12 protein-coding genes are annotated in these 15,585 nt (G+C 68.6%); 7 read left to right on the top strand and 5 right to left on the bottom strand.

Features of this window, described 5'->3' with window-relative positions:
* The first annotated feature begins 54 nt into the window (after nt 1-54).
* Nucleotides 55-1,236 carry an ROK family protein gene (locus tag AB4Y76_RS08040; protein WP_441923952.1) on the top strand — a complete coding sequence of 394 codons (1,182 nt, stop codon included), beginning with the start codon at nt 55-57 and terminating at the stop codon, nt 1,234-1,236.
* Here the strand turns inward: AB4Y76_RS08040 and AB4Y76_RS08035 are convergent.
* The 5 genes from AB4Y76_RS08035 to AB4Y76_RS08015 all read right to left on the bottom strand — a co-directional run bounded on the left by AB4Y76_RS08035 (nt 1,223) and on the right by AB4Y76_RS08015 (nt 9,374).
* Entirely contained in the window at nt 1,223-4,042 is a 2,820-nt protein-coding gene (locus tag AB4Y76_RS08035) for a glycosyltransferase (RefSeq protein WP_441923950.1), read from the bottom strand. The two genes, AB4Y76_RS08040 and AB4Y76_RS08035, sit on opposite strands and share 14 nt — an antisense overlap.
* On the bottom strand, nt 4,032-7,406 hold the full coding sequence (locus AB4Y76_RS08030; protein WP_441923948.1) for an alpha-(1->3)-arabinofuranosyltransferase domain-containing protein: 3,375 nt from the start codon (nt 7,404-7,406) through the stop codon (nt 4,032-4,034). Before AB4Y76_RS08030 ends, AB4Y76_RS08035 begins: the two co-directional genes overlap by 11 nt.
* 81 nt (nt 7,407-7,487) lie before the next feature.
* Complete coding sequence (locus AB4Y76_RS08025) at nt 7,488-8,315, bottom strand: SDR family NAD(P)-dependent oxidoreductase (RefSeq protein ID WP_441923946.1); 828 nt, start codon at nt 8,313-8,315, stop codon at nt 7,488-7,490.
* Between the two features lie 94 nt (nt 8,316-8,409).
* Entirely contained in the window at nt 8,410-8,772 is a 363-nt protein-coding gene (locus AB4Y76_RS08020) for a YidH family protein (RefSeq protein ID WP_441923944.1), read from the bottom strand.
* Complete coding sequence (locus tag AB4Y76_RS08015; protein WP_441923942.1) at nt 8,769-9,374, bottom strand: TetR/AcrR family transcriptional regulator; 606 nt, start codon at nt 9,372-9,374, stop codon at nt 8,769-8,771. Before AB4Y76_RS08015 ends, AB4Y76_RS08020 begins: the two co-directional genes overlap by 4 nt.
* Nucleotides 9,375-9,510: 136 nt before the next feature.
* Between AB4Y76_RS08015 and AB4Y76_RS08010 the strand changes: the two genes are divergently transcribed.
* Genes AB4Y76_RS08010 through AB4Y76_RS07985 form a run of 6 tightly spaced genes read left to right on the top strand, consistent with a single transcriptional unit; the run spans nt 9,511 to nt 15,584 of the window.
* Complete coding sequence (locus tag AB4Y76_RS08010) at nt 9,511-11,040, top strand: ABC transporter substrate-binding protein (protein ID WP_441923940.1); 1,530 nt, start codon at nt 9,511-9,513, stop codon at nt 11,038-11,040.
* Between the two features lie 7 nt (nt 11,041-11,047).
* Complete coding sequence (locus AB4Y76_RS08005) at nt 11,048-11,989, top strand: ABC transporter permease (protein WP_441923938.1); 942 nt, start codon at nt 11,048-11,050, stop codon at nt 11,987-11,989.
* On the top strand, nt 11,986-13,791 hold the full coding sequence (locus AB4Y76_RS08000; RefSeq protein ID WP_441923936.1) for a dipeptide/oligopeptide/nickel ABC transporter permease/ATP-binding protein: 1,806 nt from the start codon (nt 11,986-11,988) through the stop codon (nt 13,789-13,791). Before AB4Y76_RS08005 ends, AB4Y76_RS08000 begins: the two co-directional genes overlap by 4 nt.
* A complete protein-coding gene (locus AB4Y76_RS07995) occupies nt 13,788-14,654 on the top strand; it encodes an ABC transporter ATP-binding protein (RefSeq protein ID WP_441923934.1) in 867 nt (288 codons plus the stop codon). Before AB4Y76_RS08000 ends, AB4Y76_RS07995 begins: the two co-directional genes overlap by 4 nt.
* Nucleotides 14,651-14,785 (top strand): hypothetical protein, encoded by a 135-nt coding sequence (locus AB4Y76_RS07990; protein WP_441923932.1) that lies wholly within the window; start codon nt 14,651-14,653, stop codon nt 14,783-14,785. The genes AB4Y76_RS07995 and AB4Y76_RS07990 overlap by 4 nt, the downstream gene beginning before the upstream one ends.
* Complete coding sequence (locus tag AB4Y76_RS07985) at nt 14,778-15,584, top strand: glycosyltransferase (protein ID WP_441923930.1); 807 nt, start codon at nt 14,778-14,780, stop codon at nt 15,582-15,584. The genes AB4Y76_RS07990 and AB4Y76_RS07985 overlap by 8 nt, the downstream gene beginning before the upstream one ends.
* The last annotated feature ends 1 nt before the right edge of the window (nt 15,585 follow it).

The following is a 15,585-nucleotide window of genomic DNA, read 5'->3' as shown; positions in this document are numbered from 1 at the left end:
TTTGAGATGCGAAAGTAGGCCGGATGGACCGGACCTGGTGGTTCAATGACGCGCATGACTGCAGATCAGGGAGCGGGCCCGGCCACCGCCGGTGCCGTTCTGGCCCTGATCCGCAGCGGGTCCGCGACCACGCGCGCCGAGGTCGGGCGCACCACAGGTTTGTCGCGGACCGCGGTCTCGGCGCGTCTGGCTGCTTTGGTGGAGGCCGGCCTCGTCTCCGAAGGCGACGAGGCTCCCTCCGGCGGTGGGCGCCCCCCGGCGACGCTCCGGTTCAACCGAGATGCCGGCGTCGTGGTGGCCGCTGCCGTCGGAGGTAGCCGGAGCCAGGTCGCCGTCTGTGACCTCGAGGGCCGCGTGCTCGCCGGTGACGCCGAGGACCAGCAGCCCGGGCTGGGGCCCGATGACCTGATGCCCGGGATCGTCGAACGCTGTCGGAATCTGCTCACCGAGTCCGGCTGGGCGCCGGTCGCCGTTCGCGGGGTCGGCATCAGCATTCCTGCCGTGGTGGATCCCGAGAAGGGCGGGAGTCTGGACTCGCCGGTGCTCACCGGCTGGGACGGTGTGCCGCTGGCGCCGTACTTCCACGAGCTCATCCAGGCGCCGGTCTTCGTCGACAACGACGCCAACGTGCTCGCCGCATCCGAGTCCGGGGAACTGCTGAGCTCCTACCGGGATCTGCTTCTGGTCAAGGCGTCCACCGGGCTCGGGATCGGCATCGTCGTGGGTGGCAACCTGGTCCGAGGCGCCTGGGGCGCTGCTGGTGAGCTCGGCCACGTGAAGTCCCCGGCCGCCGAGGGACGCACCTGTCGATGCGGCGAACAGGGTTGCCTCGAGGCCGTGGCGGGCGGCTGGGCTCTGGTTCAGGAGATGCGCCGGCGCGGACGCGAGATCGACCACGTCCGGTCGCTGGTCGCCCTGGCGCTCGCCGGCGATGCTGAGGCGCGTGCACTGATCCGGGAGAGCGGTCGCCGCGTGGGCGAGGCGCTTGCGTTCGCAGTAGATCTGCTGAACCCCGAGGCGGTGGTGCTCGGGGGCGACATGTCCGCGGCGTACGACACGTTCGTCGCCGGTCTGCGCGAGGGCCTCTATGCGCACGCGGCCCCCGTCGCCACCCGCCGGCTCCAGGTGCTGGCCTCGACTCACGGCGAGCAGGCCGGCGTCATCGGCTGCGCCAGACTCGCACTCGAGGCGATTCTCGACCCGGTGCAGATCGACCTGGCCCTCAGCGCGCGTTGACCCGTTGCGTGAGTGCTTCGGCCGCCACCGCGACGGTCAGGCGGTGCGTTTCCGCCCAGGTGAACCGACCGGCCCAATCACGACAGTCGACAGCCATCTCCTCACGGCGGTCGGTCTCGGCAAGCTCGCCGAGTGCCCCCCGCAAACCCTCGGTCAGTGCCTCGACGGTGGCTGCGTCGTCCGCGTGGCCACCGATCAGCCACCCGGTCACGCCGGGCCGGACGGAGTCGCGCAGTCCCGGGACATCACGCGCGAGCGTGGGCACGCCATGACCTGCGGCCTCGAGGACGACCTGCCCCCAGCCTTCGGCCGCTGAGGCGCACAGGTGCACGCGAGCCGAGGCGAGGAGCCGATGCTTCTCGGCCTCGTCCACCTTGCCGTGGAACCGCACCACGTCCGCAGCGCCCAGCACCTCGACGAGACGGCGCAGCCGCTCGTGCTCGGGACCGCCGCCGACGACGTCGGCCCGGAGCGCGGGCCGGTGCCGGTGTGACGCCACCAGTGCGCGGACGGCGAGGTCGACCCGCTTGTGCGGTGCGAGCCTGCCGAGCACGATGACCCGCTCGCCCTGCGGTTCGACCGCGACATCTGCTGGAGTATCGGTCCCGTTGGGGATCACCATCACCGGGCCGGCCCAGCCGAGCTGGGAACGCATCTCGGTGCGGGTGGACTCGGAGACGGCCACGGTCGTCGTACGACGGTAGACCCGCGGCATCATCCGGCGCTCGACCCCACGTGCAATCCCGGCGAGTGGCTGCGGAAGTGCGCCGAACTGGGCCTGGTGGACATGGTGCACCACGAGCACGATCGCGGTCCTCCGCTGGGAGAGGACCAGCGGTGAGAACGCTGGTAGCCCGCAGTCGGCGTCGACGACGAGGTCGAGGCGGTGCCGGTGCCGCGCCAGTCGTAGGAGCGCGCGCGGAAGGAAGGTGATCCGGCCGCCGACGCGGACGATCACGATGCCGTCGCGAAGCTCATGACGCGCCTGATCGCGGTCGCGGGCGCACAAGAATTCGACCTGGAAGCCGGCCCCCGTGAGCGCCTGGGTGACCTCCCAGGCGTACCGCTCGGCGCCACCGGCCCGGGAATGGTCCAGGTCGCGCCAGTTCACCACCACGGCTCGCCGCTGCGGGCCGTGCCTGGTTTCGCGGACCCGACGGGACGCGACCAACGCCGCGATGAGCAGCGTCAAGGCGATCAGGTCTCCAGCGATCACCCAGGCAGTCGGCGGTACGTCGCGGTTCGCGGCAGCTGGCGACCCGAGGTCGATCAGCCGGAGTCCGGCGCTGTCGAGCGCCACCCGACCTGTCGGGATCGCCTGCTCGGAGACGCCGTTGTCCTTCTCCACCAGCACCCAGCGGACCCCGAGTGCACGCAGGGCATCCGGGCTGGCTTCCTCGACGGCGGCGCCGATCCGGGTGAGAAACGGATCCTCGCCAGCCACTCGCGAGTCACCCAGCAGGATCTGGTCGTCGACGAGCACGTCCGCCGGCAACAGTCGTGGTGCCGGGTCGAGCATCGCGCGGTGGCCGTTCCAGCCGAAGCTGCGGTAGCTCCCGGTCCAGGGCAGGACGACTACTGCGCCGTCGGTGTCCCGTACGAGGGACGCGGCGTGGGACCACTCGGCGGGGTAGCGCACTGGCGACAGGGCGCCACGCAGGCCGCCGGAAAGCGATGGCAGCAGAACGAGCGGCAGCAGGGTCACCATGATCGCGACCAGTCGACATGCGTCACGGCGAGGACTCGCCGCCGTCAGCAGCCTGTCGACCAGGAGCGCCTGTCCGATTGCCAGCGGCAGCGCGAGCGGAGCCAGGAAGCGGTGGGAGTCCCGAAGCATGCCGAGTGCGGGAAAGTGAGGGCCAAGACCGCTGAGGAAGTACGTACTCCCCATCGCGATCGTGAGTCCGAGTGCGGCCCCGATCCCGACTCCCAGTGTCGTGAGCGGCCCAAGCGTTGCGCGTTCGACAACGAAGGCGGCGAACGCGGCGATCGCCAGCAGTACCGACAGGGCGACGACGACAGCAAACCCGCGCTCGGGCGGCACTACTGAGGTCTTCCAGATGCCGCCGAGCGAGAACAAGCTGCCGATCAGCCCGAGCGAGGATTCGGCTCGGGCTGAGAAGGCGTCGAACTGGTGCGACGGTGGCTCGATCCCGGCGCGGAGAAGAGCTGGCACCGACCATGGCAAGCTCGCCAATCCGGCGGTGGCGAGCAGTCCCGTGAGCGACCGGACCGTAGGTCGCGCGAGCAGGATGCCGCTTGCGACCAGTACCGCGAGCAACTCCATCGATGGTGCGCAGACGCTGCCGAGCACCAGCAGGGCCGCGGTGCCGCCCCAGCCGCCCGGCTGCTCATCGCGCCACCGGCAGGCGGTGACGACGATCCAGGGCAGGAGCGCGTAGCACAGCACGCAGGCCCACTGGCCGATCGCCAGACGTTCGTACACCCACGGGTTCCACAGGTACACGGCGATCCCGGCGGCTCGCGGCAGTGGCGGCAATGCGCGCAGCAGCCAGCCGATTCCGAGGCCGGCGACCAGGAACGAGCCGGCCAGCAGTGACTTCTGCACCAGATCGCCGGAGACCAGCTGGCCGAGCAGCCAGACGACTGCGTCCATCGGAACTGCCCGCGGCACGGCTCCGTCGAGTCCGAGCCAGGCCGCCTTCCAGGGCTGATCCGGCACGAAGATCATGTCGCCGCGCAACGCGAAACCACGGCGGACAAGCATCGGCCCGAGGACGAGCAGCGTGAGCGCGGTTGTCCAGATCAGGTCTGCCCGCCATCGCCTTTGCCTGTCAGCGAACACGACCCGCACCGCCGATCAACGCCGAGACCAGCAGCAGGACCGTGCCGGTCCCTGTGAGCACGTCCGCGATCTGCGGCGTCAGACGTGGACCGTCGAGGAGCAGTGCACTGCTGACCACCGCGCCGCCGACGACCAGCGCAGAGCCCAGGACGAGCAGCGCTCGCGGCCGCCGGCGCAGAGTCAGCGCCAGCATCGCTCCCGCGAAACCGGGTAGTCCGCCGAGCAACCAGGCAAGGCCAGCGCCGGCGCCGCGGACGCGCCAAGTCAGCGACGGCACGCCGTCCGGAGCGGGATCGCGGACAGGGCCGTTCAGTCGACTGGTGAGTAGCACTCGCAGTGCCACGGCCAGGAGGACACCTGCGACTGCCAATCCCGCCAGCAATCCCACGCGGTACGGCCCCTGCGGCGTGAACATCACGGTCACGGTCCCGCCGCGACCGGCTGGGACGATCCAGCCCTGCGCCCATCCGTCGACTTGCTGCGGGACCAGGTCGACCCCGTTCAGCGTTGCCCGCCATCCTGGGTTCGCGTTGTCGCGTGTGGACAGCAGCGCGGCGTCACCGGGACCGATCTCGACCCTCCGGGTTTCGACACTCCCGGAGTGCCGCACCTGCATCGTCCGCGGGGTCGATTCTTGGGGAGCGGAGGCTCGTGCCGGAGTGAGCGTCATCGCGGTCGGCTGCAGTCCTTCGCTGCGGCGCAGCTCGATACGGTGTTCTCCTGCGCTCAGCCGCAACTCGGCGCAGGAGCGAACCTCGGCTGTTGAGGTGTCGCGGCTGTGTCGCAGTTTCGTCCGGACCGGACGACCGTCGACCCTCAACATCGGTCGGTCAGTGCAGGCCGAACTGACCTTCGCGGTGTCGTCGAGGCGAACATTGCCGAGCAGTCGCCAGACTTTTTTCCCAGGCAGCGTGACGGTGCGATCGATGCCGGTGGTCTCCTCTGGCGCGGCCCGGAACAGGTAGGTGGCATGGCGGGTGGTCGGAACCGGGGGAATGATGAAGGTGCGCCGGGCCGGCAGTCCGGAAGCGCGTACCTCTGCGATCGCGGCAGGCTCCGAGCGATTCGCGGCGTCGACCGTGATCCGCAGACTGCGCGAACGCACGCCCGGAAGCCGTGCGATCGCGGCGCCGCTGCGGTCTGCGCCGGCGAGTACGTCGTGCCCTCCCGCGCTGACCCGCCATCTCCGTACGCCGGCGGAGCCGTCGATGCGCACGGTGGTCAGACTTTGCGGACGATCAAAGTGGACTTCGAGCCACTGACCGACCGGATCGCTGAGAAAGGATGTCGTCCACGCTGTCAGCGGGTCGCCGTCGAGCGCGGCGTGCGGCGACTGGTCCGGTCGGATCGGACCGAATGACGCAGCGAACCCCTGGGAGGTGGAGGCGTCCACGTAGGTGACGGAGCTGTACTGCGCGACGACCGGTTCGCCGCCGTCCGGACCGGGGTAGTCCGGCACCCGGCGCCCGGTGTGCGAGGGCTCCGACGGTGTTCGCAGTGCGCTGGTTGCTTGGTGGACCCGGCCGAACTGGCGCTCACGATCCGCGAACCCGTCGCCGACGACATCGGCAGGCGGGGTCCACTGGGAGTCGCCGCGTACGATCGCCGCTCGATCGGATCGAACCAGCCCAGCGGCGACCGCTGCGTTGAGATCGCTCGGATCGCCCGCGACGGTGCGCACGTCTTCCAGTGGTGTGAGGGTGAGCGTCTGTGCGCGCGTTGCTGGGGTGACCGAGAAGAGTTCGATCTCGGGATCGCCGGCGGTGCCTCCGAAGGACGCCGCCGGTCGGACGCCGCCGGAAGTGTGGAGTGCCGTCGAGACGGCTCCGGCCAGTGCGGAGTCGTCCAGTCCCGGGTCGAGGTCGTGGCGTACCAGCACCCAGCTGATCCCGGTGCGGGCGAGCACCTGTCCCAGCGTGGGGGAGCGCGTGCCGCCGATGAGGAGGCTCTCGAGTCCGTCCAGCATCCTGATGGTGCCGGACGGGACCAACGGCACCTGAGAACGGGTCACCCAGGGCGAGTGGCCGAGCACCGTGAATGGTTCGTCCATCGTCGTGCCCCAGTCCTGGACCGCGAAACCCGCACCTGGCACGACCCAGGTCCGGCCAGGACCGGGTTGCCGGGCCAGGAAGGAAGCGGCCTGCGTCCAAGCGTCTGGAAGACGGGTCCAGCCTGCCGTGCGCAGGTCTCCGGCGAGCACGGGCTGTGCCGACATCACGAGCAGGCCGCTGACCAAGCCGGCGGCGAGCAGCCTGAACCGCGGGACGCGGACGGCCGTGATCCGCGCCATTGCCGCTCCGAGGCCGAGGGCCATCGGCAGCCGGAGGACCGGGTCGATCTTGGTGATGTTGCGAAGCAGTGCGAACGGATGGTCCAACGCACCCTGCACTGGTGCTGCCAGCGGGCTCTGCCACGGGAACGAAGTGCTGTGTCCCACGGTCAGGCACGCGAGGCCGAGCATGGCGCCGAGGGCGAGCGGAGTACGCCATCCGGACGGGAAGGTGGCGAGGCCGAGCAACGCGATTGCCGCAACCACTCCGGTGGCCAGCACCAGTGCTGGGGTGTACGACAGGCTCCACCCGGCCGGCCAGGTCGGTTGGCTGCCGGTGGTCAGGTAGGCGACCCAGTTGCTCGCGCCGCGTACAGCAGCATCGAAGCCGGAGGTCCTCGTCGTGGCCGCCGCGTCCTCCACGTAGTCGAAGAACGGCGGCGACCAACGCCCGAGCTGGACCAAGGGCAGCAGCCACCAGCCGGCGGCCACTCCGACCAGACCGGACCACCAGGCCAGCATCGACCAGCGCACCCGTCCGTTGCTCGCACCCCAGACCAGGAAGATGACGACCAGCGCGAGGGGCGCCACGGTTGCGGTCGCGTTGACAGCGCCGGCGAAGGGAACCGCGGCAGCCGACAGCAATGCTGCCCGCCGCGGGCCGAGTCTCCCGCGCAGTGCGAGCACCACCGGCAGCAACACCCAGGGCAGGACAGCCACCGGCAGCACTTCGGCACTGCGCACGCCGACCTCGGAGACGATCCGCGGACTCAAGCCGTAAGCGACCCCGGCGAACCAGGCGGGCCAGACACCGAGGCCGAGCTCGCGCCCGACCAGCCGGGTCCCCTCACAGGCAAGAGCCACGACCACCAGTGACCACGCGCGTTCGGTGATCCACCCCGGAACGCTCAGGCCGGCGAGTCCCGCATGGAACAGGCCCATCGGGAAGAGGTAGCCGTAGGCCTGGTTTCGGATCTCGCCGAAGGACGAGCCCGGGTCCCACAACGTGAATGTCTCACGCAAGAGTCGGACCGGGGCCACCACCAGGCCGAGCTTCGTGTCAGTGGTGGCTCGCCCGGGCTGCTCGGCAAGCATGCACGCGGCCAGAGCGACGTACAGAACTACTGATGCTGCCGCGGGTCCGCGCGCGATCGCCCTGGTCACGGCAATTCCGAGTCAGTCGGTGCTGGCGAGAATCGCCTGGTCGACGGTGCGCCACCACTGCTCGACCTGCTCGCGGAAGTTGCCACCGCCACCGAGCGCGAAGACGATCTCCTCACCAGCGATCAGGCCAGCGACCGCCTGTCGGGCGACCTCGTGCGGCTCGATCGTGCCGATCGGGATGACCCCGGTGCCGAACGGCTCGGCTGCGCGCGGCCCGAATCTGTCCGGCCGACTGCGCTGTGAGTCGAGGATGCGGCTGGCAACTTGGCCCGGGCAGAGCAGGGTGACATCGATGCCGTCGCTTGCGAGCTCCTGGCGCAACCCGCGGCTGATGGCCACCACAGCCTGCTTGGTCGCGCTGTACAGCCCGGTGTGGCCCGGGTCGGGAAGGAAGGCATGCGTCGAGGAGGTATTCATGATGTGCCGCCAGCCCTGCTGCGCACGCATCCGGGGCACGAACGCGTGCACGCTGTTCAGCAACCCCTCGACATTCACCGAGGACAGCCAACGCCAGTCGTCTACGGGGGAGTCGGCCACGTCACCAAAGGTGAGCACCCCGGCGTTGTTGCAGACCAGCTCGACAGAGCCGAAGGCCGCGTACGCAGTCTCGGCGAGATGCTCCAACGAAGCCGCATCGCTGGTGTCGACCCGCACCGCGAGTGCGGTGGCGCCGCGTTCTTGAAGCTCGGAGGTAACACGCTGGGCGCCCTGTTCGTCGATGTCCGCCACGACCACGGCCATGCCGTAAGTGGAGAGCTCGGCGGCGAGGGCGGCGCCGATGCCGCTGGCGCCTCCGGTGACGACGGCGGTTCGATCCTTCAGATCTCCAGGGGTAAGCACGCGTTTTCCTTCCTGCGGGTGGACGATTTCGCCTTAGCGTACTGACCGAGTACTCAGTAAGCCAGCGTCGAGCATCGTCCTTGCGAAAGGCGCCTCACCAGGTGGCTCGCACTACCCACGCGAGCACGACGCTCGCCGACACCGCGGTTGCCACGGCCAGAGTCGCGGTTGGCGCGGAGCCCGGCAGCGGTGCTCCGGTTCGGAGGGCGAGTTCTGTGTGCCGCCATCGGATCCATCCCGCCAGCGAGCAGATCAGGGCGCCCATGCACAGAGCACCGGAGCTCGCTGCGCGCGCCACTGGGGGTAGGTCGGGCACGATCGTGGCGAAAGCGACGGCGCCGGCGACCAGGGCCAGACTTGTTCGGATCCAGGCGAGAAAGGTGCGTTCGTTGGCGAGGGAGAAGCGTGGGTCCGGCTCGTCGCCGTAGGAGTAGACCGAGCGAGGGCGCCTGTTCACGAGACGACCAGCAGGTCGCGGCGGAGCATCTGCGTGAACGCGCACATCGACGCCACCATGTCGAAGTCCTCGTCAATCAGCCATTGAGACTCGAGCCCCGCGATCCCGGCCAGAACCCAGGACGAGACCTGGCCCGGGTCGGCGGACGGACGGACGATGCCCGCGGCAATGTCGTTTGCAATCACGCCGGCGAGTTGAGCGCGGAACCTCGCTGTGCGCTCCCGAGCCCATGCGTTCGCCAGCGGTGGATTGTGTGCTGCGCCGAGGTGGCCGAGTCGAACCAGCTCGCGGTGCTGCGCGTTCCACGCGACCATGGCGTCAGCGACCTCCAGTGCGCGCTCGACAGGTGTCGTGTCGTAGGCGCGATCGATGTCCACGGCGGTCAACGCCCTCTGGTCACGTTCGTCCAGCACGGCGACGAGCAGGACCTCCTTGCTGTGGAAGTGGTGCAACAGTCCCGGTTGGCTGATCCCGGCCGCGCGCGCTACTGAGGCGAGTGAAGTTGCGTCGTAGCCGTGAGCCGCGAACAGGTCGAGCGCGACGTTGACAATCGTTGCCCGACGCTTGATTCCCGCGCGCTCGGCCTCTTGGGTCCGTGCCATTGAAATCCCTTCTCGAAGATGGTTGCGAACTGACTTAATGATAGGTAGGTTAGCCGCCGGATGTGGCGCCCGCCACATCGCTCCGTGACCCGAAGTAGGGCCTCGAGAGCGCCACGACTCGCCCGAGGAGTGCGTCTTGCGCAAGACCACGAAGTTCGTTGCCCTGCTTTCCACCTGCCTGTTGAGTGCCGCGGCGCTGGCCGGATGCGGGGGCTCGTCGGACGAGAGCGGAGCCGGTAAGGACACGCTGGCTATCGCGACCCCGACCCCGTTGACGACCTTCGACCCGACGCAGATGGACTGCGGATCGGGCCGGTTCTACTGCCAGGCCGTGTACGACACGCTCCTTCACCCGGGTGCCGACGGCAATCCGGAACCGGGGATGGCGACCTCGTTCGCGTACGACGGAACGCGGACGCGACTCACTCTCAAGCTGCGCCAGGGCATCACGTTCAGCGACGGGACGAAGTTCGACGCGACCGTCGCCAAGTCCGTCCTCGACTGGTTCATGAAGACCGACGGGCCGCGCGCCAACATGGCCGACTCGATCAAGAGCGTCAGCGCGTCGGCCGCCGACCGTCTCGTGATCGAGCTGAAGGAGCAGGATCCGGCGCTGCTGGTCAACCTGACCGACAATCTCGGAATCATGGCCTCGGCGTCCTCGCTCAAGTCGGGGAGCCTCGCCAAGACCCCAGTCGGCTCAGGTCCCTACCTCTACGACGCCGGCAAGTCCCAGACCGGCACCACGGTCTTCGAGCGCAACGACAGCTACTGGGACAAGGGCGCGTACCCCTTCGACAACCTGAAGCTGGTTCAGCTGGCTGACCCGAACACCGTGCTCAACGCACTGAAGGTCGGTCAGATCGACGCGGCTGGTCTGGTCGCCCAGCAGCTGGGTGCGGTCAAGGCTGCCGGTCTCAAGGTGCGTGAGTCCGCCGGCAACTGGAACGGTCTGATCCTCGCTGACAGGGCCGGCAAGGTCCAGCCCGCCCTCGGCAAGGTCGAAGTGCGTCAGGCGATCAACCTGGCGCTGGACCGCGACCTGTTCACGACCAAGCTCGTGCCGAACGGGTCCACCTGGACGGACCAGATCTTCGCTCCCGGTGGTCCGGCGTACGACGAGGCCCTCAACGACAAGTACAAGCGCAACGTCGACAAGGCGAAGCAGCTCATGTCATCGGCGGGTTACGCCAAGGGCTTCTCGGTGACGATGCCGGACCTGAGCCAGTTCGTCGGAAGTCCTGCGTTGAACACGGCGATCAACCAGCAGCTCGGAGCGATCAACATCAAGGTCAAGTGGAAGAAGGTGCCGGTGATGGAACTGCTCGGCTCGATGCAGGGCGGCAAGTTCCCGATGTTCTTCATGGCGCTCGGTACGAAGGCTCCCTGGCAGGACATCCAGCTCTCGGTCCTGTCGAATGCGACCTTCAACCCCTACAAGAACGAGGACCCGGAACTCGACCGGCTTCTCGCCGCGGCCAAGAAGGCGGCTCCCGGCGCGGACCAGGACGCGATCTACCGCTCGATCAACACCTGGCTGGTCGACAACGCCTGGTTCGCCCCGATCTTCGCGAACTCGAACGCCGTCGCGTCGGTCGCAAGCGTGACGGTCGAGCCGCAGACCCAGGGCATCGACCTGGTCCGGTTCCAGCGCTCCGGGAAGTGATCCGCGGATGGCGATGATTCTCCTGAAACGGTGCGCTGCGGCGCTCCTCCTGCTCGCTGCGGTCTGTGTCACCGGCTTTGTGATCACCGGCCTGGGCGACGGCGACCCTGCCAGAAACATCCTCGGGCCCGAGGCGACCAACGCCCAGGTCGCTGCGGAGAATCACCGCCTCGGCGTCGACCGGCCCGCGGTCGAGCAGTTCGCGGACTGGGCCGGCGGGGTGCTGCACGGCGACTTCGGTACGTCCTACGTCGGCGATCAGCCGGTCGCTGAGAAGATCCGAGCGAACCTGCCGGTGACGATGTCGTTGGTCGCGCTCAGCATGATGGTGATCAGCGTTCTGAGCCTGGCGCTCGCGGTGGCCTCGGTCTACGGGCGGGTCTGGGTCGATCGGTTCGTGCAATTGCTCGCGGTGATCGGTCACGTACTGCCGGGATACCTTCTCGCGCTGCTGTTGCTGCTGCTCTTCGCGGTCAAGCTGCAGGTGTTTCCGGTCTTCGGCTACGTGCCGCTGGCGGAGTCGCCGTCGGAGTGGCTGCGTGCCTTGGTGCTTCCGGTGCTCGCTCTCACGCTCGGCAGTGTGGCAGGGGCGGCACTGCAGGCACGGGGCTCGCTCATGGACGTACTCGAGGCGGACTTCGTTCGCACCTTGCGCTCGCGCGGCATCTCGCACAGGTCGGTGCTGTTCAGGCATGCACTTCGCAATGCGGCTCCGCCGTGGCTGACCTCGTTGTCGCTCGGGTTCGTGGCGATGCTGGGCGGCGCCTTCATGGTCGAGAAGGTCTTCTCCCTTCCGGGGCTCGGCACGCTCTCGGTCGATGCCACCGCCGCTGGCGATCGGCCCGTGATCATGGGCATGGTCGTGCTGACCGGCGGCCTGGTGATCCTGGTGAACCTGCTCGTCGACCTCGCGCAAATGTGGCTGACTCCGAAGTCGAGGGCAGCATGAGCATCGAAGTCACGGCCCAGTCGTTGGAGGCCCCGGTCCGTCCTTCGACCTTCCGGATGATCCTCCGCAATCCTCTCTCTCGCGTCGGCGTGGTCCTGCTCGTATTCGTGCTGCTCGCGCTGGTCGCCGCGATCGTGATCGGCTGGGTCGCGCCGAACGCCCCGTGGGAAGCTGACCTCAACCAGCTCAATGCGCCACCGGGAACCGACGGGCATCTGCTCGGCACCGACAGCGGCGGTCGAGACGTCCTCACCCGATTGGTGGTGGCGACCAAGGCCACCCTGTTCAGCGGCGCGATCGCGCTGGCGGTGGCCATGCTGCTCGGGCTCCCGGGTGGCTTGATCGCCGGGTACTACGGCGGCCGGGTCGATCTGGCGATGGACTGGGTGTCCAGTCTCGCGATGTCCCTGCCCTCGGTGATCGTTCTGCTGGCGATCATCTCCAGTCTGGGCAGTTCGATGTGGATCTCGATGACTGCTCTGGGATGCATGATGGCGCCGGCGGTCTTTCGACTGCTTCGCGCGCAGGTCCACGCGGTGCGCAACGACCTCTACATCGACGCAGCGAAAGTGGCCGGGCTGTCCGACTGGCGCATCATCGCTCGGCACGTCTTCCGGGTGGTGCGGGGGCCGTTGATCCTGATGGTCAGCGTCATGGCTGGCGTGGCGATCACTGTGCAGACCGGGCTGGACTTCCTCGGCCTCGGCGACGCCACCACGATCACCTGGGGAGGAATGCTCAGCGAGGGATTCGCGGCGATGAACGTCAATGATGTCCTGTTCATCTGGCCCGGACTTGCGATGGCGCTGACAGTCGCCGCCTTCTTCTTGATCGCCAGCGGGGCGCGCGACGTCCTGCAAGGGGTGGATGGCGGCGCGGCGATTGCGTCGACGTCCGCGGCAACACACCTCAAGCCGGTTCCACGGCCTTCCGAAGCACCGCCCCCCGCCGAGGAGCAGCTCGCGGTCCGCAACCTGGTGGTCGGCTACCCGTCCGGCGAGAAGATCGTCGAAGTGGTTCGCGGGGCGAGCCTGGTCTTGCGACGTGGACGCACGCTCGGCGTGGTCGGTGAGTCTGGCTCTGGCAAGACGCAGACCGCGTTCGCCCTGCTGGACCTGCTGCCGAGCCAGGCATTGCTCCTGTCGGGCGAGATCTGGCTGGATGGAACAGAGATCCTCAGCCTGTCGCCACGCGAGCGCGAACGGCGCGTCCGCAAGACGATCGCCTACGTGCCACAGGAGCCGATGAGCAACCTGGACCCGACCTTCACGGTCGGCTACCAGCTGATGGAGCCGCTGCGTGCGCGGGGTCTCGGGCGCTCCGAAGCGCGGGAACGCGCCGCTGAACTGCTCGGCAGGATGGGCATTCGTGACCCCGAGCGGGTGATGGCGTCCTACCCGCACCAGATCTCGGGCGGGATGGCGCAGCGGGTGCTGATCGCGGGCGCCGTCTCGACGGAGCCGCAAATCCTGGTGGCGGACGAGCCGACGACTGCCCTGGACGTGACCGTGCAGAGCGAGATCCTCGACCTGCTCCGTGGTCTTCAGGAGGAGTACGGCATGTCGATCGTGCTGGTCAGCCATGACCTCGGTGTGATCGCAGACCTCTGCGACGACGTTGCGGTGATGCGCGACGGCCAAGTGGTCGAGTCCGGGCCTGCGGAGGAGTTCTTCGCTCAGCCGCGTCACGAGTACTCGCGGATGTTGCTGGCCGCCGTGCCAGATGAGCACCACGTCCGTCCCGAGTACGTCGAGGACCGAACGTCGCGCCCGAGCGGCCGAACAGGAGAGATCGCACGATGAGCCTGCTGGACATCGAGGATCTGGTGGTCCGCTATCCCGGCCGTCGTCGAGGTCGGACGTTCACCGCGGTCGACTGCGTCAGTTTGGACGTGCGCCCGCAGGAATGCGTGGGCCTCGTCGGCGAGTCAGGCTCCGGCAAGACGACGATCGGACGGGCGGTGCTCGGCCTGGCGCCGGTCACCGCCGGCCGGATCCGCTACGACGGGAACGAGATCCAATCGCTGTCACGGGCGCAGAGGCGCCCGCTGTCGGGGCGGATCCAAGTCATCTTCCAAGACCCCTACACCTCGCTCAACCCGGCGATGATGGTCGAGGACATTCTTTCCGAACCCCTTCGAGCAGCAGGGTGGTCCCGGGCGACCGCACGCGGGAGGGTGGTCGAGCTGCTCGACCAGGTGGGCCTTCCTACTGGAGCTGCGGACCGATTTGCGCGGGAGTTCTCCGGCGGCCAACGACAGCGGGTGGCTATTGCCCGGGCGCTCGCGCTGGAGCCGGAGCTGATCGTCTGTGACGAGCCGGTCTCAGCGCTCGACCTTTCCACCCAGGACCGGATTCTGCAGCTTCTCATCGACATCCAGGAGCGCACGGGGGTCGCCTACCTGTTTGTGTCGCACGACATCGGAGTGGTGCGGCACATCAGCCACCGCGTCGCCGTGCTTCAGCAGGGGCGTCTGCTGGAGTTCGGCCCGTGCGCGCAGATCACCTCCCACCCCAGCCACGCCTTCACCGAGGAGCTGCTGCTGGCCTCCCCGGTCGCTGACCCTTCCCGTCAGCGCGAGCGCCGCGAGCGCCGACAGGGTCGCCGCCTGCTGGCCCCCACCACACCGACGCCACCCATCACTACCTACAGGAGCGCCCCATGAACCTCGCCATCTCCGCCGTTGCCGGTGTTGTGCTGGCGGCTGTGACCGCCGTGGTCGGCGTGCACGCCGCCGAACCCCCGGCCCCTGCCCACCAGTCGCCGGGAGCGGTCGTCAGCTACGCCGATGAATGACCGTCGGCTGCAGATCGTCATCCCGGCCTACAACGAGTCCTCCCGGCTGCCGCGGACCCTGGAGCTCCTGCGGCGCCACGTCGTCTCGAGGCCGCCTTCTCCCTCGGTGCGCCTCGAGACGATCGTGGTCGACAACGCCAGTACCGACGACACCGCAGCACTGGCGCGGGCAGCGTCCAGCCCGGACCTCCGTGTCACGGTTCTGCGCTGCGAACAGCGCGGCAAAGGTGCCGCAGTCGCGGCCGGGGTCGCTGCCTCGGACGCAGAGTACGTCGGCTTCATGGATGCTGACGGCGCCACCGCTCTCGACGCCGTGGAGCGTGCGCTGGCCTGTCTGGCGGCCGGGGCCGACGTAGCGGTCGGTTCCCGGGCTCACGCGGACTCGGTGATCAGCGCGCGCCACCTGGTGGTGCGCGGCTTCGGAGCGGCGGTGTACCGGGGTGCCGCCGCTCGGGTGGTTCCTGGGGTCGCTGACACCCAGTGCGGCTTCAAGGTGATGCGAGGCGGACTGGGCCGGCGTGCCTTTCGGGATGTCCAGTCCACCGGCTTCAGCTTCGATGTCGAATTGTTGGCGCGTCTGCGCGACCAGGGGGCAGACATCGTCGAGTTTCCCGTGGTCTGGAACGACGTCCCCGGTTCCACATTCCACCCGGCCTGGCACGGCGCCGCTGCGTTCGCCGAGCTTGCCGGCATCTACTGGAGGACCCGACCGGACCCGCGGCCGCTCCGCGATCTCTTCCAGGTCAATCTCCCAGACCCGCTGCATCCGCAGCACAGCTTCGCCCAGCTTCACGTCTGAC

It is taken from the genome of Marmoricola sp. RAF53, from assembly GCF_052114005.1.
In the GTDB taxonomy this organism is placed as follows: Bacteria; Actinomycetota; Actinomycetes; order Propionibacteriales; family Nocardioidaceae; genus Marmoricola.
This window is presented reverse-complemented; position numbering and strand designations above follow the sequence as displayed.

Excerpts from the sequence above, each read along its gene's own strand:
- AB4Y76_RS08000 (WP_441923936.1), top strand. The coding sequence starts at position 11,986 with ATGAGCATCGAAGTCACGGCCCAGTCGTTGGAGGCCCCGGTCCGTCCT.
- AB4Y76_RS08040 (WP_441923952.1), top strand. The coding sequence starts at position 55 with ATGACTGCAGATCAGGGAGCGGGCCCGGCCACCGCCGGTGCCGTTCTG.
- AB4Y76_RS07990 (WP_441923932.1), top strand. The coding sequence starts at position 14,651 with ATGAACCTCGCCATCTCCGCCGTTGCCGGTGTTGTGCTGGCGGCTGTG.
- AB4Y76_RS08030 (WP_441923948.1), bottom strand. The coding sequence starts at position 7,406 with ATGCTTGCCGAGCAGCCCGGGCGAGCCACCACTGACACGAAGCTCGGC.
- AB4Y76_RS07985 (WP_441923930.1), top strand. The coding sequence starts at position 14,778 with ATGAATGACCGTCGGCTGCAGATCGTCATCCCGGCCTACAACGAGTCC.
- AB4Y76_RS08015 (WP_441923942.1), bottom strand. The coding sequence starts at position 9,374 with ATGGCACGGACCCAAGAGGCCGAGCGCGCGGGAATCAAGCGTCGGGCA.
- AB4Y76_RS07995 (WP_441923934.1), top strand. The coding sequence starts at position 13,788 with ATGAGCCTGCTGGACATCGAGGATCTGGTGGTCCGCTATCCCGGCCGT.
- AB4Y76_RS08005 (WP_441923938.1), top strand. The coding sequence starts at position 11,048 with ATGGCGATGATTCTCCTGAAACGGTGCGCTGCGGCGCTCCTCCTGCTC.